The sequence below is a fragment of the Meiothermus ruber DSM 1279 genome, assembly GCF_000024425.1.
Lineage (GTDB): Bacteria > Deinococcota > Deinococci > Deinococcales > Thermaceae > Meiothermus > Meiothermus ruber.
The window spans coordinates 756,032-778,506 of sequence record NC_013946.1; the positions used below are offsets into that span (position 1 = coordinate 756,032).

The 22,475-nt window shown below is 63.9% G+C and carries 18 protein-coding genes and 1 pseudogene; 5 read left to right on the forward strand and 14 right to left on the reverse strand.

Features of this window, described 5'->3' with window-relative positions; all coding sequences use genetic code 11:
* Positions 1-8 precede the first annotated feature (8 nt).
* The 5 genes from MRUB_RS03920 to MRUB_RS03940 all read right to left on the reverse strand — a co-directional run bounded on the left by MRUB_RS03920 (position 9) and on the right by MRUB_RS03940 (position 7,076).
* Positions 9-1,385, reverse strand: a complete 1,377-nt coding sequence (locus tag MRUB_RS03920; protein WP_013013058.1) for a glutamine synthetase family protein — start codon at positions 1,383-1,385, stop codon at positions 9-11.
* A 101-nt stretch (positions 1,386-1,486) separates the two neighbouring features.
* Positions 1,487-2,944 (reverse strand): ethanolamine permease, encoded by a 1,458-nt coding sequence (eat, locus tag MRUB_RS03925; protein WP_013013059.1) that lies wholly within the window; start codon positions 2,942-2,944, stop codon positions 1,487-1,489.
* Between the two features lie 28 nt (positions 2,945-2,972).
* A complete protein-coding gene (locus MRUB_RS03930; RefSeq protein WP_013013060.1) occupies positions 2,973-4,427 on the reverse strand; it encodes an aminotransferase-like domain-containing protein in 1,455 nt (484 codons plus the stop codon).
* Between the two features lie 107 nt (positions 4,428-4,534).
* The gene (abc-f, locus tag MRUB_RS03935) at positions 4,535-6,415 is read right to left on the reverse strand and encodes a ribosomal protection-like ABC-F family protein (RefSeq protein ID WP_013013061.1); all 1,881 of its coding nucleotides are present in this window, start codon (positions 6,413-6,415) and stop codon (positions 4,535-4,537) included.
* A gap of 91 nt (positions 6,416-6,506) precedes the next feature.
* Positions 6,507-7,076 (reverse strand): glycerol-3-phosphate acyltransferase, encoded by a 570-nt coding sequence (locus tag MRUB_RS03940; RefSeq protein ID WP_013013062.1) that lies wholly within the window; start codon positions 7,074-7,076, stop codon positions 6,507-6,509.
* A gap of 120 nt (positions 7,077-7,196) precedes the next feature.
* On the opposite strand from MRUB_RS03940, the gene MRUB_RS03945 reads away from it, so the two are divergent.
* Complete coding sequence (locus MRUB_RS03945; protein ID WP_013013063.1) at positions 7,197-8,210, forward strand: LacI family DNA-binding transcriptional regulator; 1,014 nt, start codon at positions 7,197-7,199, stop codon at positions 8,208-8,210.
* Between the two features lie 78 nt (positions 8,211-8,288).
* Here the strand turns inward: MRUB_RS03945 and MRUB_RS03950 are convergent, their stop codons facing one another.
* The 9 genes from MRUB_RS03950 to mqnE form a co-directional block, all read right to left on the reverse strand.
* Positions 8,289-8,612 (reverse strand): hypothetical protein, encoded by a 324-nt coding sequence (locus MRUB_RS03950; protein WP_015586427.1) that lies wholly within the window; start codon positions 8,610-8,612, stop codon positions 8,289-8,291.
* 306 nt (positions 8,613-8,918) lie between these two features.
* Positions 8,919-9,221: a non-heme iron oxygenase ferredoxin subunit gene (locus tag MRUB_RS03955; protein WP_013013065.1), complete on the reverse strand. Its 303-nt coding sequence runs from the start codon at positions 9,219-9,221 to the stop codon at positions 8,919-8,921.
* 72 nt (positions 9,222-9,293) lie between these two features.
* Positions 9,294-10,628: a Fe-S cluster assembly protein SufD gene (gene sufD, locus MRUB_RS03960; RefSeq protein WP_013013066.1), complete on the reverse strand. Its 1,335-nt coding sequence runs from the start codon at positions 10,626-10,628 to the stop codon at positions 9,294-9,296.
* Positions 10,629-10,685: 57 nt separating this feature from the next.
* A complete protein-coding gene (locus MRUB_RS03965) occupies positions 10,686-10,943 on the reverse strand; it encodes a type II toxin-antitoxin system RelE family toxin (protein WP_013013067.1) in 258 nt (85 codons plus the stop codon).
* A 3-nt stretch (positions 10,944-10,946) separates the two neighbouring features.
* Entirely contained in the window at positions 10,947-11,135 is a 189-nt protein-coding gene (locus MRUB_RS03970; protein ID WP_013013068.1) for a hypothetical protein, read from the reverse strand.
* A gap of 9 nt (positions 11,136-11,144) precedes the next feature.
* Positions 11,145-12,554: a Fe-S cluster assembly protein SufB gene (gene sufB / locus MRUB_RS03975; RefSeq protein ID WP_013013069.1), complete on the reverse strand. Its 1,410-nt coding sequence runs from the start codon at positions 12,552-12,554 to the stop codon at positions 11,145-11,147.
* A gap of 38 nt (positions 12,555-12,592) precedes the next feature.
* Positions 12,593-13,348, reverse strand: a complete 756-nt coding sequence (sufC, locus tag MRUB_RS03980) for a Fe-S cluster assembly ATPase SufC (RefSeq protein ID WP_013013070.1) — start codon at positions 13,346-13,348, stop codon at positions 12,593-12,595.
* A gap of 149 nt (positions 13,349-13,497) precedes the next feature.
* Positions 13,498-14,310: a menaquinone biosynthetic enzyme MqnA/MqnD family protein gene (locus MRUB_RS03985; protein ID WP_013013071.1), complete on the reverse strand. Its 813-nt coding sequence runs from the start codon at positions 14,308-14,310 to the stop codon at positions 13,498-13,500.
* Between the two features lie 21 nt (positions 14,311-14,331).
* A complete protein-coding gene (mqnE, locus tag MRUB_RS03990) occupies positions 14,332-15,507 on the reverse strand; it encodes an aminofutalosine synthase MqnE (RefSeq protein ID WP_013013072.1) in 1,176 nt (391 codons plus the stop codon).
* A gap of 196 nt (positions 15,508-15,703) precedes the next feature.
* Between mqnE and MRUB_RS03995 the strand changes: the two genes are divergently transcribed.
* The 4 genes and pseudogenes from MRUB_RS03995 to MRUB_RS04010 all read left to right on the forward strand — a co-directional run bounded on the left by MRUB_RS03995 (position 15,704) and on the right by MRUB_RS04010 (position 22,284).
* Entirely contained in the window at positions 15,704-15,934 is a 231-nt protein-coding gene (locus tag MRUB_RS03995; protein ID WP_235438156.1) for a hypothetical protein, read from the forward strand.
* Between the two features lie 159 nt (positions 15,935-16,093).
* Positions 16,094-18,102, forward strand: a pseudogene (locus tag MRUB_RS16265) (GGDEF domain-containing protein).
* Positions 18,103-18,186: 84 nt separating this feature from the next.
* The gene (locus MRUB_RS04005; protein WP_013013074.1) at positions 18,187-20,937 is read left to right on the forward strand and encodes a CHAT domain-containing protein; all 2,751 of its coding nucleotides are present in this window, start codon (positions 18,187-18,189) and stop codon (positions 20,935-20,937) included.
* Positions 20,938-21,123: 186 nt separating this feature from the next.
* The gene (locus tag MRUB_RS04010) at positions 21,124-22,284 is read left to right on the forward strand and encodes an ABC transporter substrate-binding protein (protein ID WP_420912143.1); all 1,161 of its coding nucleotides are present in this window, start codon (positions 21,124-21,126) and stop codon (positions 22,282-22,284) included.
* Positions 22,285-22,475: the final 191 nt, after the last annotated feature.

Here is a 22,475-nt window from a genome sequence, read left to right on the forward strand (position 1 = left end):
GACCTCCCTCAAATCCGCTCATAATACCGCTTGCGCTCCCAGTCGGTGACGGCCCGGTTGAAGGCCTGCCACTCGCTCTTGAAAAAGTGAGTGTAGTGCTCGTGGGCCGCTTCGCCCAGGGTGGCTTTGGCAAAGGTACTCCGGGCAAACCCCTCGGCGGCCTCGCCCAGGGTGTAGGGTACTCGCGGCAGGTGGCGGGCCTGGTAGATGTCGCCCTGGAAGATGGGGGGCGGGGTGAGGCCCTGCTCCAGCCCATCGAGCCCCGAGGCCAGCGCGGCGGCCAGGGCCAGGTAGGGGTTCAGGTCGGCCCCCCCAATCCGGCACTCGATGCGCAGCGAGGCCCCCCGCCCCACCACGCGGAACCCGGCGGTGCGGTTGTCGTAGCTCCAGGCCAGCCGGGTGGGGGCCCAGGAGCCGTCCTCGTAGCGTTTGTAGCTGTTGACGGTGGGGGCGTAGAAGGGCATGAAGTCGGGGATGTGGGCAATCCAGCCAGCCAGAAACTGCCCGAAGACCTTCGAGCCCTGCACCGGTCCAAAGGCCTCCTCGCCGGCGAAGGCGTTCTGGCCGTCCTTCCAGAGCGAGAGGTGGATGTGGCAGGAAGAACCGGCCTGGCCGTGGTGGGGCTTGGCCATAAAGGTCACGGAAAGGCCCATGGACTCGGCCACCTCTTTCAGACACTGCTTGAAGAGGACGTGCCGGTCGGCCATCTCCAGGGCCTCGGCGTAGCGCAGGTTCACCTCGTGCTGGCCCAGGCCCCACTCCCCTTTGGAGTTCTCCACCGGGATGCCGGAAGCCTTCAGGTGCTGGCGCACCGCGCGGGTAAAGGGTTCCTCGCGGGTGCCTTGGAGCAGGTGGTAGTCCTCGAGGTAGTACCCGGCGGGCTCGAGCCCGGCGTACCCCTGCTGGTGGGCCTGGCGGTAGGAGACCCGGTAAAGGTAGTACTCCAGCTCCGAGGCCGCCATCACGGTGTAGCCCATGGCCCTGGCCCGCTCGAGCTGTTGTTTTAGAAGGGTGCGGGGGGCCACCCCAACCAGGCGGTGGGTGCGCTCGTCCTCGAGGTCGCACAGCACGATGGCGCTCTTCTCGAGCCAGGTCGCAGGCCGCAGGGTGGCAAGGTCGGGCACTAAGTGAAAGTCGCCGTAGCCCAGCTCCCAGTTGGCAAAGCGGTAGCCCTGCACTGGCTCCATCTCCATGTCGGTGGTGAGCAGGTAGTCGCAGCCGTGGGTGCCGCGCTCTGCCACCTCTTCCAGAAAGTACTCAGCCTCGAAGCGCTTGCCCATCAGCCGCCCGTAGTGGTCGGGGAAGCCCACCAAAACTGTGTCAATCTCGCCGGTGCCAACCTTGGCGGCCAGCCAACTGAGATTTCTTGCGGCGTTTTCCGTCATCTATTACCACCTCTGCGCCTGGAGGGCGCACATTTGCTGCGCTCGAGGGTCTCTTCCCACACCTTTTGGGTCATACGACAGACCCGGCATCGGGCCGGGCCTTAGCGAATCTCCCGCTGGGCCTCGGCAATCAGGGCGGCTTCCTCCTCGGGGGCCTGGGCCACCAGGCGGAAGCGGCTATAGAACCAGTAGTAGGCCATCATCAGCACCACAAACACCGCCGTGCCCACCACCCCCGGCCGGTAGCTTTCCACCGCGAAGGTGGCGGCCAGGCAGACCAGGGCCAGAATGGCCCCCACCCAGGCCCCCGGCACGCCCAGCGGGCTTTTGTAGGGGCGGGGCAGGTCGGGGCGGGTGCGGGCCAGGCGGATGTAGGCAAACATCACCATGGCGTAGGAGATCACCGCGCCGAAGACCGCCATGTTGAGCAGGGCCGCGCCCACGCTGTCCGAGAAGGTGCTGATCAGCACGCACATCAAAAAGCCCACCACCGCACCCAGAATCAGGGCGAAGTGCGGGGTGTGGTAGCGGCTCACGATGGAAAGCCCGGTCGGCAGGTAGCCGGCCCGCGAGAGGGCGAAGATGAGCCGCCCGTAGGCGTAGATGATGGCGTGGAAGCTGGCCACCAGGCCGGTAATGGCAATCAGGGTCAGGAAGGTGCTGGTAGCGGCGTCGCCGAAGACCGCCTTGAAGCCCAGTTCCAGCGGCGCGCCCGACTCACCCACCTCCTTGGCCCCGGCCACCCCGGTGTTGAGGATGAGGGTCAGCACCGAGAGCACCAGCAGGGTGATAATGCCCAGGATGAGGGCCCGCGGCATGTCCCGCACCACGTCGTGGGACTCCTCGGCGGCCAGGGGGAGCTGCTCGATGGCCAGATAAAACCAGATGGCAAACGGCAGCGCCGCAAAGACCCCATACCAGCCAAAGGGGAGGAAGCTCGAGCCCCCTTCCTGCGGGGCGATGTTGAAGACCTTATCCCAGCTAAAGGCACCGGAGAACCCTGCCGCTACGTAAAAGACCACCAGCACCGCCAGCGCCAGCAGGGTTACGATCAGCGAGACCCGCAGGGTAAGGGCCGTACCCCGGATGTTGATGCCCACAAAGAGGGCGTAGAAGGCCGCCCACCAGATCCAGGCCGGCACGCCGGGGATCAGCGCGTTCATATATCCGGCGATGCCCACCACGATTACTGCCGGGGTAATCACGTACTCGATCAGGTCGGTGACCCCGTTCAGGAAGGCCCAGTTGGGACCAAAGGCGCTGCGGGTAAACGAATAAAAGCCCCCCGCGTGGGGCAGTGCGGTGGAAAGCTCGGCGATGGAGAGCACCATGGTGACGTATAACACGGCCACCACCAGCGTGGCTAGCAGTAACCCGCCAAAACCCCCGGCGGCCAGTCCGAAGTTCCAGCCGAAGAAGTCGCCCGAGATGACCGCGCCGACCCCCAGGCCCCACAAAAGCACCCAGCCCGCGCTCTTGCGCAAGCGCCGCTTCTCCAGATAGGTGTTGTCCACATCTATGTAGTGCGCCCCGCGCACCGCTTTGGGTTTGTTTTCCATAACAGAGCTACCTCCTAGTTCGCTTGTGTCAAGCCGGCTCTTGTGCAACCCGTGCCCGGATCAGTTTGGCCAGTTCTTTCACCCCCTCCTCCAGGCCCTCGGCGCTCTGAGCCCCAAAGCACAGCCGGAAGTGCATGGTCTCGTCGGTCTGCACTAAAAAAGCCTCGCCGGGGGTGATGGCCACCCCCTGGGCCAGGGCCTGATGGTGCAGCTCCAGATTGGAGAAAAGTCGGGGCAGGCTCACCCAGCAGGAGAAGCCCCCCTCTGGATGGCTCCACTCCACCCCTTTGGGCATGTAGCGGCGCAGGGATTGCAAGAGGGTATCCCGCCGCTTCTGATACAGGGGCAGTACCTGCTTGAGGTGCTGTTTCAGGCCGCCCTGGCGGATGAACCGGGCGGTGGCCCGCTGCAGGAGGGGGGGCGGGCCGGTGATGTCGGAGACGTTGTGCAGGGGAAGAAAGCGCTCGAGCAAAGCCGGCGCGGCGACCAGATAACCGATGCGCAGGCCCGGCATCAGCACCTTGGAGAGGCTGGCCAGGTGCACCACCTGGGCCTCCAGGCCCATCCGCTGGGCCAGGGCCAGGAGCGGGGTGGGCGGGGTTTTCTCGTAGGACAAGAGGCCCAGGGTGTCGTCTTCGACCAGGGTGAAGCCGTAGGTGCGGGCCAGCTCGAGCAAACCCTGTAGCCGCCCCTCCTGGAAGCGCAGCCCGGTGGGGTTGTGGTAGCTGGGGATGGTGTAGTAAAAGCGCGGGCGGTGGCGCTTGAGCAGGGCCTCGAGCACCTCGAGCCGGGGGCCTTCGGGGTTCAGGGGCACCGGCAGGGGCTTGAGGCGAAACTGCTTGAGGATGCCCAGCAGGCCCAGGTAGGTGGGCTCTTCCAGCAGCACCTCCTCGCCCGGTTCGGCCAGGGCCCGGCAGACCAGGGCCAGTCCCTGCAGACCCCCTACTGTGACCAGCACCTCCTTGGGGTCGGCCCCGATGCCCCGCTGCTCCAGCAGCTCGCTAATAGCCACCCGGAGTTCGGGCTCGCCCATCAGGGAGCCGTAGCCAAAAACCTCCTGGGCCAGGGGTTTCAGGCTATCCAGGCAGGCCCAGAACGCCGCATACGGGAACAAAGCAGGGTCGGCGGTGGCTAAGGCCAGGTTGTGCAACACCCGGGCGTGTTGCAGGCGGTGCAGGTCGGAGAGCACCGAGTCGGGCTCCAGCCGCTCGCCGAAGCTGAGCGGGACGGCAGGCCGGGCTTGCGGGCTCACAAAGGTGCCCCGCCCCACCACCGACTCGATCAGCCCGTCGGACTGTAGCTCGCGGTAGGCGTTGTGCACGGTAAGGCGGGTGGTGCCTACCTCACGGGCCAGGGCCCGCACCGTGGGCAGCCGGGTGCCGGGGGGTAGCTCGCCCTTGGCGATGCGGGTGCGGAACTCCTCGGCAATATGGCGGTACAAAGCCATATGTTTGTCATGCCGCAGCTTGACCCGCACCCCCATGCAACCTCCTTGGTGATGGAGGGCATTATATGCACAGGGCTCCAGCCGGGAAAAGGTACAAGTTGCCGGATTGTGCTAGGACAATCGGGTGGGGGGTGACGGCGCCCTTACAGGGCTTCCAGTCGCTCTGAGAGCTCGGCCCAGCGGGCGAAGGCCTGCTCGAGCAGGGCTTGCAGCCGGTGCTGTTCCTCGGCAATCCGGGCGTACTCGAGGTGGTGCAGGCCGGGCTGGTTGGCCTGGGCCAGCACGGCTTGAAGCTGGGCCTCGAGCCCGGCTATCTCGGCTTCCAGCCGTTCTTTCTCGCGCTCGAGGTGCCAGCGGCCCTTAACCCTGCCAGGCCTGGCGGTGGGGTTCTGGGGCTTGGGGTCGGGGCTTTTCTCGGGCGCTATGCGCACATTCCGGCGTTCCAGATACTCGCCGGGCGGGGCCGGGTAGTCGGCGAACTGCCCGTTATGGACGTGCCAGGTGCGGGTAGCCAGTCGGTCGAGGAAGGCCAGGTCGTGCGAGACCAGCAGCAGCGTGCCGGGGTAGTCCAGCAGGGCCTGCTCGAGGGCCTCCACGGTCTCGAGGTCGAGGTGGTTGGTGGGCTCGTCCAGAACCAGCAGACTGGCCTGCTGCAACGAAAGCGAGAGCAGGGCCAGCCGGGCCCGCTCCCCACCCGAAAGGTGCTTGACCTGCTTGAACTGGGCCTCGTAGGGAAACATCCAGGCCCCCAGCGCGGCATGGGCCTTCTCGCCCAGCATCCGGTAAAGGGTCTCGAACAGGGTGAGCTCGGGGTCGAAGCCGGAGAGCTTCTGGTCGTAGTAGCCCACCCGCACCCCCGGCCCGGTTCTGACCCGCCCCGCCGGATGATCGGAGGGCAGCAGGCCCAGCAGCACCTTGAGCAGGGTGGTCTTGCCGGCCCCGTTGGGGCCGATCAGGGCGATGCGCTCGCCCTTGCGCACCAGCAGGTGGGGTATGTAAAACAGCGGGCGGCCCCCCAGGGTTTTCTGAAGCTCCCAGCCCTCCAGCACCCGCTCGGCGGTGGCTTCCTTCTCCAGGGGGAAGCGAATCCGCAGGCTGGGGTCGCCGGCCTCGGGGGCCTGTACCGCCTCTTCCATGAACTGGGCCATGCGGGCTTCCAGGCTGTGCAGGCGCCGGGCGTGCTTGGCGCTGCTGTGGGCCCAGCGCTGGGCCTGCTCCAGAATGCCCTCGCGCCGCTCCTTCTCCTTGAGCCAGTTGGCGTATTCGCGGGCTTCCTGCTCCTCCTGGAGGGCTCGCTCACGGCGAAAAGCCGAGTAGTTGCCCTCGTAGAGCCGAATCTGTCCCCGGCGCAGCCAGGCCACCCGCTGGGTTACCTGGTCGAGGAAGCGCCGGTCGTGCGAGACGGTCAGAATGGCACCGCCGTAGGATTGCAAGAAACCCACCAGCCAGGCCGTCATCTCGAGGTCGAGGTGGTTGGTCGGCTCGTCCAGCAAAAGCGCATCCGCCCCCGAGAGCAGCAGGGCCCCCAGGGCCAGGCGCCGGGCCTCACCCCCCGAGAGCACGCTGGCCTTCTCCTGCTCGCGCCCCGCGAAGCGCAAACCCTTGAGCACCGCCTCGTAACGGGCCCGCTGCTGGTAGCCGCCAATGGCCTGATAACGTTCGTGCAGCGCTTCCCAGCGCTGGTAGACCTCGAGGTCGGCCAGGTGGGCCTCGAGCCGGGCCAGCTCGGCCTCCATGGCCCTGACCCTGGCAAACCCCCGTTTGAGCACCGATTCCACGGTGTCGTTGGGGTCGTACAGGGGGTCTTGGGCCAGAAGCTCCAGGTGCACCCCTTCGCTTCGGTGAATCCGGCCCGCGGTGGGCTCCAGCGCCCCCACCAGCAGGCGCATCAGGGTGGTCTTGCCCGAGCCGTTGGCCCCCACCAGGGCCAGCCGGTCGCCGTGGCGCAATTCCAGGTTTACCCCCGCCAGCAGGTCGCGGGCCCCCAGGGTGTACTCGAGGTTCTCAGCCAGTACAATCCGCACAAAGGCCAGTTTAGCAAGCGAGCCATCTTCGGGCGGCAGTTTTTTTGATCAAAGGGTGTGCGCCATGCAGCCGATGCGCATGCGTGTGCGTTCACGGCCTGCTTGTAGCCAGGCGCAGGCCCCGCAAGGCCACCGTGAGACTAACCAACAAAAGAGCCCAGAACCCCATCCCGGTGGGCCAGAATGCGATAAGCGCATATGTGTAGCCCACCACAGCCCCTACCGGAATGGGGTACCAGCTCTGCCGGTGGCTTTTCCAGTACAACTGCCAGTAAAGGCCTGCCACCGCCAGGCCAATAACCACCGCTGTCAGGGTGATGCCGGGGTACAGGTAAACGAAAAACCCCAGGGTAGGGGCGATGCCGCCCCCCCCGCGAAAGCCAAAGAAAAGCGGCCAGTTATGCCCGGAGACCACCGCCACCCCCATTAAGGGCAGAGCCCAGGAAGTCTGGAGAAGCCCGCTCAAGTAAGCGGCCAGGCACCCTTTGGCGATATCAGCCAGGGCCACCAGCACCCCCCAACCCGGCCCAAACTGCCGCCAGGTGCCGCTGGCACCGGGGGTATCGCGCTCGGCCAGGTTGACACCCTGGATGGCCCCCACAATGCGTCCAAAGCTCAGCGAACCCAGCAGATAGGCCAGCGCCACCCATAGCAGATCCATAGCTGCTTATATGGTATCCCGGCGGGCTTTGAGCAAGCCTGCTTTCGGGGTTCTGGTACAGATTGTCTGATAGACTATATTTGGCTTATAAAAGGCTTCCATGCAGAAGAGGAAACTTACGTGGCCAAACGCAAACCCACCATTCACGAAGTCGCGCACCTAGCCAAAGTTGGAATCGGAACAGTCAGTCGAGTACTCAACAACCATCCCTCGGTTCGCTCGGAGACCCGCGAGCGGGTGCTGGCGGCTATGTCCAGCCTGGGTTACAGCCCCAACCCGCACGCCCGGCGGGTGGCCGGTGGACGCAGCTACACTGTCTCGCTCATCCTGCCGGTGATCTCCACCGAGTTTTACAACCGGCTGCTCGAGGGCATCGAGCAGGTGCTGAGCGAGGAGCGCTACGAGATTGCGCTTTTCCCCATTTTCTCACCCCAGCGTTTGCAGCGTTACCTGGAAAGCCGCTCGCTGGCGTATCAAACCGATGGGCTGCTGGTGGCTTCGCAAGGCCTGGCGCATCTCCTACCCGACCAGAAATTCCCCACCGAGCGCCCTGTGGTGCTGGTGGACGCGCACAGCACCCGCTACGACTCGGCCTATGTGGACAACTACCTGGGCGGGCGCATGGCCGCGGCCCACCTGGCCCAGTTCCCCGGTGCGTATTTTGCCATCCAGATGGAAGAAGAGCTGGATGAGGTTATGCGCAATACCGTAGGGCAGGAGCGGGTGGCCGGGTTCCGGGATGGGCTCGAGCAGGCTGGGCGCAGGCTGCCCAGGGCCCACGTCTTCAAATCGCGCTTCTCTGCCGAAGGCGGGCGGCTGGCCTTGCAACACTTCATGCGGCAGTCCAAACCGCCCTACAACATCTTCGCCGGGGCTGACCTACTGGCTTTGGGGGTGCTGGAAGAGGCCGAGCGGCAGGGGCTCGAGGTCGGTGAGGAGGTGCTCTTGCTAGGCTTTGATGGGCACCCCTGGACTGAAGCCCGGGGCCTCTCGACCCTTGCCCAGCCCATTGAGGCCATGGGGGCCGAGGCGGCCCGCCTGTTGCTCGATCGCATCCGGGGCTACAAAGGCAGTCCTCGAGCCCGGCGCTTTGAGCCCACCCTCATCGTCCGACGCTCGACCCAGGCCTCTTGAAAGGGGGGTTGGGTTGTACGCCAGCACACCGCCTGGAACCGAGAATCGAAGTTCTATAAATACCCGGCGGCCGGGCCGCTACACATCCAGCCCAGGCACCCAGAAGGTCTCGTTTTCCAGTGTGAGTTCAAGCTCGAGCCCGCCCTTGCCTGGGATCTGTATCCGGAAGTTTCCGTATTCATTAATTGGGCTGCTGCGGCTATAGCCGGGCGCGTGCAGGGTGACGCGCCACGCCGCTGGTTTTTGCGCCGCACTGATCACCTGCCCTACCAGGAAGGCTCCGCTTTCGTTGCGCTTGAGCGACAGATCGAGGTAGAGGCTGCCCATTTTGTAGAGCCTGTTCCACACCGTCAGAAGGCCCTGATGCTGCTGCGGGGCGCCAATCGCATGGCGCGAATCCATGATCAGGATTCCATCTTTGCGTGTTACAGGCGGACTTGAAAGCATTTTATGGACTCCTGTCTGGTGCTTGGGGGGTTACCTCCCCAGCATTCAGCAGACTTAAGGATAGCGCCCCTTTCCCAGGAGAAGTTCAAATTTGACCGTTAAGTCAGGCCGGATCATCTCAAGCTGCCAGACCCAGCCCAACGCAGCGTTAACTCCAGCACATGCGCACCTTTTCCCCGGGCGGATCTGGTCGTTGCATCGCTTGGGTGGCCTAATGCAAACACCCCCTCGAGGCCGAGGGGGCGTCGCCCTACCTGCGGGTCAGACCTCGAGCCAGACCTGCCCGTTCTCCAGCCGGGCCTTGTAGGCCTTGACCGGGCGGGGTGCGGGCAGGGTGGCCTTGCCGGTGCGCAGGTTGAATTTGGCCCCGTGGCGGGTGCAGCGGATGGTCTCGCCTTCTACCGGGCCATCGGAGAGGGGGTTTTTGTCGTGGGTGCAGATGTCCGAGATGGCGAAAATTTCCTCGCCGGTGTGGATGAGCAGCACCGGGGTTTTCTCGCCCTCCACCCGCACCACCAGGCGGCCATTCTGGAACTCCTCGAGCTTGGCGACGGGAATCCACATAAGCTTATTGAGGTCTAAAGACAGCTTCTATCACGGGTTTTCCCCACCCTGGGGCTCCCACGGGAAGCGCACTCAGACCCGCACCTTCTCCTCGATGATGCTCTCGATGTACTGCCGCAAGGGCTCGATGGGGATGCGGGTGAGCACATCGGTCATGTGGCCCTTGACCAGAATCTGCTGGGCCATGTGGCGCGGCAGGCCCCGGCTCATCAGGTAGAACAGCTCCTCGGGGGCCACCGGCGCGGTGGAGGAGCCGTGGGAGCACTTCACGTCGTTGGCCCCGATCTCGAGCTGCGGCACGCTGTCGCTGCGGGCGTCCTCCGACAGGAGCAGGTTGCGGTTGGTCTGGTAGGCGTCGGTTTTCTGGGCTCCCTGCTCCACCTTGATCAGTCCTGCGTATACCGTGCGGCTCTGGTCTTTGGCCGCACCCTTGTAGAGCACATCGGAGTAGGCGTGGTCGGCCACGTGGTGCTGTAGGGTGTAGTGATCCACGTGCTCCTGGCCGGTGGTGAAGTACAGGCCCAGCATCTCCGAGGACGAGCCCGGCCCCAGCATCTCCGACTGCACCTCGGCCCGGCTGATGGAGGCCCCCATGTTCACCACCAGGTCGTTGAGGGCGGCGTCGCGCTGGAGGTGGGCCCGCTGGCGGTGGAAGTGGTAGAAGCCCTGGCCCAGAAGCTGGATGTGGGCGTGGCGCACCTTGGCCCCGGGGCCCACGATAATCTCGGTGGAGGAGGTGTTCACCGAAGGGGCCACCCTGGCCGGCGAGATGTACTCCTCGATGTAGACGGCCTGGCTGTTTACATCGCCCACAATCAGGGTGCGGGAGCCGGAAAGCCTGCCGCCTTCCAGGTACTTAAACACGCCGATGGGCTTGCTGAACTCCACGTTCTTGGGGATGTACAGGAACACCCCGTGGGTGAAGAGGGCCGCGTTGAGGGCGGGAATTTTGGAGTTCTCGGGGCGGTTCTTCTGGGTGCCCACCAGGTCGTGCCAGTTGACGGCCTTGAAGAGGTTGGCCTCCACCAGCTCGGGGTGCTGGGCGATGGCCTGGTGCAGGCTGGTGAAGATAACGCCCTGCTGCCGGTACTCCTCCGGTAGCTCCACGTGTACCAGGTCGGCCCCCACGAACACCGCATAGCCCGAGAGCTGGGCCTGGGCCAGGCGGTCTTGGACGGCCTGGGGAATCTCGCTCGCGCCACCTTTGGGTAGCTCGAGCGGCAGCTCCTCGAAGGGCACCTCGGTGATGTCGGTGTACTTCCATTCCTCGGTGCGGGTGGTGGGGTAGGGCAGCTTGACGAAGGTCTCCCAGGCCTCCAGCCGCTTGGTCTGGAGCCACTGGGGCTCGTTGAGTTTTTTGGAGACCTCTAAAACGAGGTCGCGGGAAAGGCTCGAGGTGAGTTCCACTGGTCTTCCTCCTGTTACATTGCGGATTAGGCGCAACCAGAACACCCTATTTATGCGCTATCGCTTGTAAATGTCTTTGCGATCACCCACAGCCAGCACGGTGATGGTCTGGGTCTTGGTATCCACGTCGAAGACGATTCTGTAATCGCCCACCCGAACCCGATACGAGGCCTCGCCCTTGAGTTTGATGGTGCCGGGTGCGAAGGGCTCATTGGCCAGCTCCTTCAACTTTTCGATGATGCGTTCCCTGGCCTCTTTGGGCAAACCGGCCATATCTTTGCCTACGCGCTTGGAAATTGCGAGGGTATAGGCCACGGTTCAACGCTCGAGTTCCCTTTGCAGATCCTCGAGGCTGTAGGTCTCGTCCCCCCGGCGCTCGGCGATAACCTGACGGTGCCAGGCCTCCTCGAGCAGTGCCTCGTACTCCTCGAGGGTCAGCACGATGTGGGTTCTGCGGCCCTCGGCATCGGTTAGATAGAGGTGGTTATCGGGTGTCTGGGCGGCCATAGTCTTCTTTTATCCTACGCTGCCTTCCATCTCGAGCTCGATCAGCCGGTTCAGCTCGACGGCGTACTCGAGGGGCAGCTCCTTCGCCACCGGCTCGATGAACCCACGCACAATCAGGGCGGCGGCCTCGTCCTCGGGCAGGCCCCGGCTTTGCAGGTAGAAGATCTGCTCGTCGTTGAGGCGGCTCACGGTGGCCTCGTGGCCCACGGTGGCGGTGTCGTCCTCGATCTCCATGTAGGGGTAGGTGTCGGTGCGCGACTCCTCGTTAATCAAGAGCGCGTCGCACTCCACGTTCACCTTAACGTGCTTGGCCCCCTCGTACACCTTGATCAGACCCCGGTAGCTGCTGCGCCCCGAGCCTTTGGAGATGCTCTTGGAGACGATGGAGCCGCCGGTGTGGGAGGCCGCGAAAATCAGCTTGCCGCCGGCGTCTTGGTGCTGGCCGGTGTTGGCAAAGGCGATGGAGAGGATGTCCGAGCGGGCCCCTTCCTCCACCAGGTAGCTGCTGGGGTATTTCATGGTCACCTTGGAGCCCAGGTTGCCATCCAGCCACATGTGGTAGGCGTCCTTCTTCACCAAAGCCCGCTGGGTGACTAGGTTGTACATGTTGTGCGACCAGTTCTGGATGGTGGTGTAGCGGCTCTTGGCCCCCTGGTTCACCACAATCTCAATCACACCAGAGTGGAAGGAGTCGGTGGTGTAGGTGGGGGCGGTGCAGCCCTCGATGTAGTGCACTTCGGCCCCTTCGTCCACCACGATGATGGTGCGCTCGAACTGGCCCAGCTCGGCGGTGTTGACCCGGAAGTAGGCCTGCAAGGGCAGCTCCACCTTGACCCCCTTGGGCACATACACAAAGCTCCCACCCGACCAGACCGCCGAGTTGAGGGCGGCGTACTTGTTGTCTTCGGGTGGAATGACCGTGGCGAAGTACTCCCGGAAGAGGTCTTCGTGGTGCTTGAGCCCCTCCTCGATGGAGACGAAGATCACGCCCAGGCGCTGGAGCTCCTCTTTGACCTGGTGGTAGACCATCTCTGAGTCGTACTGCGCGCCCACCCCGGCCAGCACCTTGCGCTCGGCCTCGGGGATGCCCAGCCTTTCGTAGGTGCGGCGGATCTCCTCAGGCACCTCGTCCCAGCTCCGCGCGTCGCGCTTCTCGGTGGGCTTGGCGTAGAAGTAGATCTCGTCCATGTTGAGGCCCGAGAGGTCGGCGCCCCAGGTGGGAACGGGCTTGGACTGGTAGATTTCCAGGGCCCTGAGGCGGAACTCGAGCATCCAGGCCGGCTCGTCCTTGTGGTAGCTGATGGCCTCCACCACCCGCCGGTTGAGGCCTTTTTCGGCTTTCCAGACCGGCTTTACCTCGTCTACAAAGCCGTACTTGTATTCATTCCCAATGTCTTCGATCAGGATGTTATCGGACATCTTGGCTCCTTCTTGGTTCTGTCGGGCCAGCGGCGTGCTTAGTTGGACACGGCCAGCTCTTTGACCCATTCGTAGCCTTGCTCCTCGAGCTTCATGGCCAGTTCGGGGCCGCCCGAGGTTACGATGCGGCCATCGATCATCACGTGCACCATATCCGGCACGATGTAGTTGAGCAGGCGCTGGTAGTGGGTGATCAGGAGCGCGCCAAAGTTGGGGCCGCGCATGGCGTTGACCCCCTTGGCCACCACCTTCAAAGCGTCGATGTCCAGGCCGGAGTCGGTCTCGTCCATGATGGCGTAGGTGGGTTCCAGCACCATCATGTGCATGATCTCGTTGCGCTTCTTCTCGCCCCCGGAGAAGCCGTCGTTGAGGTAGCGGGTCAGGATGCTCTCGTCCCACTCGAGGGTTTCCAGGGCTTTTTGCAGCTTGCTGTAGAACTCCGTCAAGTTAACTTCGCCGCCCTTTTTGGCCTGCAGGGCCAGGCGCAAAAAGTTGGCGTTGGAAACCCCCGGAACCTCCACCGGATACTGGAAGGCCAGGAACAGCCCCTTGCGGGCGCGCTCGTCGGCTTCCATCTCCAGGATGCTCTCCCCGTCCATCAGGATGTCGCCTTTGGTGATCTCGTAGCTGGGGTCGCCGGCGATGATCTTGCCCAGGGTGCTTTTGCCGGCCCCGTTGGGCCCCATGATGGCGTGCACCTGGCCCTTGGGTAGCACCAGGTTAACCCCGTTCAGAATGGTCTCGCCGTCTACGATTCTGGCATGCAGGTTGCGGATTTCCAGTTGGTTCACCATGTTATTCCCCTTGTGTTGGCTTGCTCGAGTGGGCTCTTACTGCGAATCACTCGCAATAAGAGTATAGGCGCTATGGCCCAGAATGTATAGTGGTTTAGTCGGGATTCTGCCACCCAGGTTACAAAGTCCAGCGTCCGGGGTGGCGGACTCTACACATCCCAGTAGTCGTCGGGGTAGGGCAGGCCCACGGCCTTGGCGAAAGTTGCGAGCCCCAACCGGTCGGGGGCCTCGAGGTGGTAGCGGAAGTTCCACAGGTAGTGCTGCATCAGCCGCTCGGGCACGCCCAGGCGCTGGGCCTCGGTGCCGGCCACAGCGGCCAGGTTGCCCAGGCCCAGCGAACGAGCGGCCCGCAGCCGGCGGACAATTTCAGGGGGAGGCGGGGCGTTGTGGCGGGTGGCCCAGACCCCGAACACAAAGGGCAGCCGGGTTCGCTCGAACCATTTCATTGACAGATCGGTGATGCGGATGCCTTCGATCTGGTTGGGAACCTGGTGCACCGACTCGGGGATGATGGAAAGCAGGCCGTAGTAGGTGGTGATGGCCCGATCGCCAATCAGAAGCACGGCGTCGAAGCGCTCGAGGAGCTCCAGCCCCCCCTGCGCCGGGGTGTACTGGGCCTGAATTCCGTCGGCCTCGAGCAGGTACTGCAAAAGCCGCACCGAGGTGGCGCTTTCGGTGGTCAGGGCGATGTTTTTTAGCTTGTGCCAGGGGGCGTGGTGGAACAGATTGACCGAGTAGACCGGGCCCAGGTCGGCCACACTAAAGTCGGGTAGGGGGCGCAGTTGGTCTGCGTGCTCGAGGTAAAAGTACGACGAGACCAGGCTCAGGTCTACCGTACCCTCCAGAAGCCAGCGGTTGAGCTCGGTGGGTACGCCGTAGCGAAAAGCCACCCCATCCCCTTCGTCTAGAAAGTGATAGAGCGGCGCGGTGTTGGCGTAACGGGGAACACCCAGGATGTACATAGCGTCGTTGGGGGTGAAGGCCTAGTTGGTGGCGCGGCTTCCGCTGCCAATGGGCGCCTCGAAGACGCGCAGCTCGTTGTACAGCGCATCCCGTTCTACCGGTATCCGCCCGGCGGCCTGGATGAGCTGCACCATCTTCTGGCGGGAGAGGCCCAGGGGCGAGGTGGCCCCGGCAGCATGGGCGATGTGTTCTTCGATGATGGTGCCGTCGATGTCCGAGACCCCCCAGTCCAGCGAGACCTGCACCAGGTCGGAGGAGATCATCACCCAGTAGCCCTTGATGTGATCGAAGTTGTCCAGGTAAAGCCGGGCCACCGCCAGGTTGCGCAGGTCGTCGAGGCCGGTGGTGAACTCGGTCTTGCCCAGGTTGAAGGCCAGGGCGTTGGCATCGGGCTGAAAGGCCAGGGGGATGAAGCTATAAAAACCGCCGGTCTCGTCCTGCAGTTGGCGCAACCTGTCCATATGGTCGAGGCGCTCTTCCAGGGTCTCGATGTGCCCGTAGAGCATGGTGGCGTTGGTGCGCAGGCCCAGGCTGTGGGCTTCCCGGTGGATTTGTAGCCACTTTTCGGCCTTGACCTTGTTTTTGGCGATCTGCTTGCGCACCCGCTCGGCGAAGATCTCCGCCCCGCCCCCCGGTAGCGCTACCAGGCCGGCCTCCTTGAGTTCGCGCAGCACCTCGAGGGTGGGCTTCTTGCTGATTTTCGAGAGGTGCTCGATCTCGGCCGCGGTGAAGGCCTTGACCTGAATGCCGGGGAAGTTTTCGTTCAGGGCCCGCACCATCTGGGGGTAGTAGCTCCAGGGGCGGTTGGGATGGTGGCCGCTGGACATGTGCAGCTCGGTCAGACCGGGCTCCCACTTCTCCCGTACCTTGTCTACGACTTCCTCTACGCTGTAGTCCCAGGCCCGGGCCTCGCCCTTTCTGGCTGCAAAGGCGCAGAAGGTACAGCCCACATAGCAGATGTTGGTGAACTCGAGCCGCAGCGAGTGCACAAAGTAGGTTTTGGAGCCGTGCTTACGCTCGCGCACCCGGTTGGCCAGGCGCATCAGGGTGTTGTAGTCCGGGGTGTGGTAGAGCGTCAGACCCTCTTCGAAGGTGAGGCGCTCGCCGGCCTCCACTTTTTCCACAATCGGAAGTAGCTTAGGGTCGCGCACAGGGGCGTATTGCCAGGCCCCGACGAAGGAAGGCGCCGCGTTCATCGAGAACAATCCTAACACCGCCGGCCCAGAAGACCCTGTTGCTTAGCTGACGATTGGCCCGCCGCGCCGGTGCTCGAGGCCCACCCATCCCAAACCAGGTGCCCTGGGCCTCGAGGGCTGGTACGTAACGGTTATGCACACCACCCTACCCAGGGAGGGTTTTTTTATTCTGATTCTGAAAACCACCAGAGGTGTTATGGAAGCACAGAGTAAAACCCCTGCCCACCGCGAAGCCGCTCTGATTGCGGACGGGGGTGGTCTGCCCTTGGCGCTTTACGGCCATAGGGTTGGGGGGGTGGGGGGGAAGGCTCGTAACAGCCATCTTACTGGGTGTTACAGCTCGGATGCCGGTCGGGAGGTGGTGTATCAGCTCGAGCGGGCGTGGGATGCAGGCGCCTTTGTGGTGCGTTTAGCAGATGTGAGCTGATATTGCCTCAATTCCCTCTATTTGTTCCATTTACCAGGAGGTTTGGTATGCTTTTGACCGATGTTTTTGGCTGGATTGGGGTGTGTTTTAGCGAAATTGGTACATCGTGCTGCCCCTGTCAGGCCGCGTGCTCGTCCCGGCATTTGAAAGGGTGTCACCATGTCTGAAGGACGCCCTCCCCGCCGCTTGCGCCTGTCTCGAGCCCCCTCGCAGGCGAAAGCCCAGCGAACACCCCCGGTGGTGCCGGCCTCCCTGATCGAGCGTTTGTTGAAGGGGGATCTATCCTCTGCCCTCGAGCTGACCCTGAACGAGCTGCAGGATGAGCTGCCGGGGGTGGTGCAGGGCCTGTTTTGGGTGCGCACCGGCCCCAACCACTTTAATCTGGGGGCGGCTCGAGGGGTTCCTGAAGCTGTGCTCGAGGGGCGGGAGGAGGTGCTGGAGTCGGCGCTCAGGTCGGCCTACCTGGGCCCGCTCGAGGGCTGGCTGGGCGGGGTGGCCCAGGTTGACCACCGGCCCCATCCCCTGACCCGGCTGCTTGGGGTACAGCCTGCCGAGGCTCAGGAAGCCCCGGCCAACCTGATCCTGCCCCTGGCTGTAGACCGGCAGGTGTGGGCGGTGCTGCATCTCCATGCAACGGCCCAGCAGCTAGACCCGGCCGCGGTGGGCTGGGTGGGGCGGTTTGTCTCGAGCATTGCGCCCATCCTGTACGAGGTGTACTTGCGTGAACGGGCTGAGCGCCAGTCGCTGTGGTTATCGGCCATCAACACCCTGCTGCAGGCCTCCAGCGAGCAGCCGCTGGAGGTGGTTCTGCGGGACGCCCTCGAGGAAGCCTCCCGGCTTTCTGGAGCCGAGGGGGCCCGGCTGATCGCCTTTGAAGGGCACGCCATCCGCACCATTGCCCAGGCTGGCTGGGGTGCTGGGTTGGCGGTAGAGGCGGCCATCACCCGTCAACTGGGCCAGCGCGTGCGCAGCGGCCAGCAGGTGGGTATCCCGCGCTACGACCTATACCCAGGCCGGCGCCCCGAGCTGGTCGAGGCTGGGTTGCGCAGCCTGTTTATCTTCCCGATACAGCGCCATAGCAACGAAGCCAGCGCGCTGCTGCTGTTCAGCACCCAGCGGCACTGGCTGCCCAACACCCAGATCCAGGAACTCCTGGGCGATATGGCCGCGGCCATTGGGGTGGTGCGGGTTGAGCGGGCCTTGCGGCGTGAGCTGGCCTGGGCGGCTTACACCGACCCCCTGACCGGGTTGGGCAACCGCCGGGCCTTTGAGCGGGATCTAGAACAACTAACCGCCCGAATTAACGGCCGGACGGTGGTGCTGATGCTGCTCGACCTGGACGAGTTCAAAGCCATCAACGATAACTACGGTCATGTGCATGCCGACCACCTGCTGGTGCGGCTGGGGGGGTGCTGCGGGCCCGGGCCCGGGCCGGTGACCGGGCCTACCGCCTGGGCGGGGATGAGTTCGCGCTGATTATCGAGGGCTCGAGCACCCTGAATCCACAGCGCGTGGCCGAGCGCTACCGGGCTTTACTGGAAGATATTCGGGTCTCCGATAGCACCCACCTGAGGGTGAGCCTTGGCTATGCCACCTACCCGAGCGAGGCCGCCGATGCCCAGAGCCTGTGGCGGCTGGCCGACGACCAGATGTACCGGGACAAAGCGCGGCGCAAAGGCCGTACCCCGCTGTTCGCGCCCTCGGACGACCCGACCCAGTGGAGGTTGCAGCTCGAGACCCCCTTGTTTCGGCTGGCGGCCCGGCTGGCCCAGATTTTACAGATGGCCCCAGAGGAACAGCAAGTGTTGCAGGCCAGTTGCTACCTGCTCGAGCTGGCCCTGGGTCGTATTAAGCCCTCGCAGGATGTGCCAATCCCCGACAACCTTTTGTACGAAGCCGCGCGGGTGCTGATGCGCCTGCCAACCCTCTGGGAAGAAGCCCGGCAATCCCAGAATTGGTTGCGCGAACCCGCTCCCCGGGTGGTGCATGTGTTACAGGTGGCCCAGCACTACACCTCCGCTATCCAGGCGGTGGAAGGCCGGGCTGCTTGCAGCGTAGAAGAAGCTTTAGAGGAAATCGCGGCCCTGGCCCACCAGCGCTTTGATCCTGCAGTGGTAGAGGCTTTATACTCTTTGCGGGTGTGGCTAAATAGCGAGTCGGCGGCCTGATCGCAGGCTCTGAATTGCAACGAATATACGATCCGGCGTGGCCGGTGCTGTTTGTGCAATCCAAACCCATTCTTCCGTAGATTCATGAACCGTAACGAGCTGCTCCGCTGCCTGATGGACGAGTCCGCCCCAGTCCGCAGGCGAGCGGCCCATGAGGCCGAAGCAAACGGCCTGATTGAGCGCCTAAAAGCGGAAGTGGGTGCGGACGCCGCCGGGGAGCGGGCGCTGGAAGCGGCGGCCTATGCGCTGGGGCTGACGGCGCGCGGCCGCTGCGCCGAGGCCCTGCCCTTCTATGAGGAAGCCCGTCGGGGTCTGGAGGGTTTGGGCTGCACGGAGGGGGCGGTGCGTGTGGGTATGCAGCAAATACAAGCCCTGGCTACAACCGGCGAGATGGCGCGGGCCTGGGCCTTGGCCGAGCAGACCCGCGCGCTGTGTGTGGGGTTGGGTTTGTGGCGCGAGGCGGCGCTGGTTAATATCCACATCGGCGCCATCCACCAGCGATGGGGGCGCGTGCACGAGGCCGAGGTGGTGCTTGGGTCTGCATTGGAGCAGCTCGAGCGCCTGGGGGATAGGGTGGGCCAGGGCAGGGCCCATGGGAACCTGGCCCTGGTTTACGAAGCCCAGGATCGCTACCACGAAGCCATGCGCCACTGCCAGCGGGCCCTGCAAATTTTCAGGGCCCACAACCAGCTCGAAGACTTTATCGGCTGCGGCGTTAACCTTGCCCTGCTCCACCGCAAGCAGGGCCGCCTGGGCCGGGCCCTCGAGCTGTTGAGCCGGGTTCGAGGGATATATGACAGGCTCGAGGACAGCCCCAATCCGGCCCTGGCCCGGCTCGAGGAAGCCCGCCTTTACCTCGACCTCAACCTTTTGCCCGAGGCCATCCAGCTTTCCCAGGAGCTGGTGGAGGTTTTTGCCGAGCGGGGTATGCAGATGGAGCTGGCTGAAGCCCTGACCACCCTGGGCAGCGCCCTGGCTAAGCAGGGCCGGCTCGAGGAGGCCCATCAGACCCTCGAGCGTGCGCGGTCGGGCTGGTTGGCGCAGCACAACGCTGTCCAGGCCGCACGGGTGGAGGTTTTGCTGGCCTCTTTGTATGTGCAGTCGGGGCGTAACGGGCAGGCGGTTGTGCGGGTGGAGCAGGCCCTCGAGGTACTAAGCGGGCTGCCCTCGGCCAGAGCCCTGGGCCTCAGCGTGATGGCCGAGGCTTTGTTGTACCAGGGCCACCATTCCAAAGCCAGGCGGCTTCTGGAAGAAGCGGCTTCGTTGGCGCTGGGGCTGGGGAGGCCCGACCTCATCGTTCGCATTGAGCGCCTGCGGGGCCAGACGGCCCTGCTGGAAAACCGTACACATGCTGCTGAACTACACTTTAAGCGGGCCATCGAGCGCCTCGAGAAGGTGTGGGTTCACCTCGGGGTTGACGAGTTTAAGCTGGCCTACCTGGGGGATAAGCTCGAGGTTTACCGCGACTTGGTCGACTTGCTGCTGGATAAGCAACGGCTGCACGAGGCCTTTGAGTACGCCGAGCGGGCCAGGTCGCGGGCCCTGGTAGACCGGCTGGCCCAGCGGGGCGGGCCGCCTCAAGGCCGCACCGACCCTGAAGTGGGGCGCTTACGGCAGGAGCTGGCCGGGGTGCGCCGCGAGCTGAACCAACACCTGGTGGCCCTGGAGATGCAGGGACAGGGAACCCGCGGCCACCACCGGGAGCAATTGGCAGCCCTCGAGCAGCGGGTCACGCGGCTCGTCCGCGAGATTGAGCGCCTGCAGCCCGATACAGCCATCATCGAACAGGCCCAGAACCGGCGCCTCTCCGATGTGCAACAGGCCCTCCAACCCGGCGCGGTTCTGCTGGAGTACTACCACACGCGCCGTGGGCTTGTGGCTTTTTTGATAGAAGGAACCCGCGTGGAAGTGGTGCGCAACCTGGGCTCTTTGGAGCAGGTTCAGCGGCATATCGAGCAGCTCGAGTTCTTCCTGAGCCGTGTGGCTCAGGGTGGCATCATGCTCAAAATTTACGGTGAGGAGACCCTCAAGCGCCTGGTGGATGAGCAGCTCCAGGCCCTGTATCGTCTGCTCATCGAACCCTTGCCGCTACGCTTCTCCGGCCAACCCCTCGTTGTTGTTCCCCATGGGGTGCTGCACGCCGTGCCGTTCGCGGCTTTGTTTGATGGTGAGCGCTACCTGCTGGATCGTGCGGAAGTCTCCTTTACGCCCAGTGCGGCTGTGTACGCTTTGTGCCGTAAGCGCAAGCGCCTCGAGGCCGCTCCGCTGGTGGCTTTTGGCGTTTCCCTCGAGCACATTCCCCAGACCCTTGAAGAGGTCGAACAGATCGGCCGAATCTTCCAGAACGCCCACACCTTTATGGGAGAAAGGGCCACCCTGGAGAATTTCTTTATGGCTGCACCCCAGGCCGGGGTTCTCCACATCGCGACCCACGGGGCTTTCCGCCCCGATAACCCCATGTTCTCGGGCCTGCGCCTGGCCGATGGCTGGCTGGCGGCCCGCGACCTGCACGATATGCGCCTGAAGGCCGAACTGGTGGTGCTTTCGGCTTGCGAGACGGGGCTGGCGAAACAGGTCGGTGGTGACGAGCTGGTGGGCCTGGCACGGGGCTTTTTATGCGCCGGTGCTACCAGCTTAATTACCAGCCTGTGGCCGGTGCGCGACGATGCCACAGCCCAGTTCATGGTCACCCTCTACACCCATCTACGGGCCGGTAAACCCATTGCCACAGCGCTGCGCGAGGCCCAGCTCGCCACACGCAGGGCTTTCCCCAACCCCTATTTCTGGTCGGCCTTTGCCGTTACGGGCGACCCGCACCGCACCCTTCGCTTGTAGGCAGGCCAATTTGCGGCGGAAGCTGGGAACCTGCCTGGGCATTGCGGCCGGTTGCTGTCAGCCAAGCCATCCGCTTTATTGCGCCCTCGAGCTGCCTTGACAATCTGGCTACGAGCATAGAATAGGGTGAAACCTTAGGAGGAAGACGTGAAGCAATGGCTGGCTTCGTTGATCTTGCTGGTTGGAATGGCCTCGGCTCAGACGGAGATCTCGTTTTGGCACAGCATGGACGGCCCCGCCGAGCGGGTGATCGCCCAGTTTGCCAGCGCGTTTAATGCTTCGCAGCGCAACTACCGGGTCACCCCCCGCCTGATTGGCGATTACCGCGAAGGGGAGACCCGCCTGCTGGCGGCGCTGCGGGCCGGTGGTGCGCCGGTGCTGTTCCAGGCTGAGATTCTGCTCTTCCCGCGCCTGGTGGCCGAGGGGGTGGTGCTGCCGCTGGATGAGCTGACCAATACCCTGCCCAAGGCCTTTACCGACGATTTATTCGAGGCGGCCTGGGATTACGGCCTGATTAACAACCGGCGCTACGGGCTGCCTTTCAATACCTCCACCCCGGTGCTTTTCTTCAACGAAAACCAACTGCGGGCCAAAGGGCTCAAGGTGCCCACCAACTGGCGGGAGTTTGAACAGGCGGCCAAGGGCCTGACCAGCCGCACCTCCAAGGGTTTTATCGCCCTTTCGGAGTCCTGGACCTTCGAGGCTCAGGTGACCAGCCGGGGCGGCAACCTGGTCACGGCCGACGGGCGGCCCAATTTTACCTCCCGTGAGGTGGTGGAGGCGCTCGAGTTCCTGCAGCGCCTGGGGCGCGAGGGCAGTACCAGCGTGCGCAACCTCTCGGAGAGCTTTTTTGCCCAGACCGACTTCATCCGCACCAAGGGCATGATGGTGATGGCCTCGATTGCCAACTGGCCGGCTGCCGAGAACGCCTCTTTTGCCTTCAAGCTGGGGGTGGCCCCCATTCCACGCGAATCCAACGGAAAAGTGCCGCTGGGTGGGGCGCAACTGGTGGTGCTGCGTGGGGCCAGCGCCGAACAGCAGCGTGGGGCCTTTGAGTTCTGGCGCTTCCTGATGGAGCCGCAAAACATCAAGACCTGGGTGGAGGCCAGCTACTACGTGCCGCTGCGCAAATCGGCCACGCCGCTGCTGGAAGCTTTCTACCGCGAAAACCCTTACCGCAAGGTGGCTTTCGAGCAGGTTGCGGTGGCCCAACCGCGCCCTCGAGTGCCACAGTTTGCCATCTGGCGCAACTTCCTGGAAGAAGCCCTGGAAAAAGCCCTCAAGGGCAACGTACCGGCTCGCCAGGCCCTGGAAGAGGCCCAGCGCAAAGCCGAAGCGGCGCGCTAAGCTTTGACTGTAATTGCCTTGGTAGGGCGGGTTATCTGCCCAATGGTGGTGCTTTATGCCCATTCTGGTATGGTTCGCTCTGGAAAGCGATACTGCCGCAGAGGTAAGGGTTCAAGCCGACCGAAGGGAGTAGAAAAGCATTTCGGTAGTATCGTTTAGGCTTGTCAAAGCGAGCGATGCTACCGAAATGC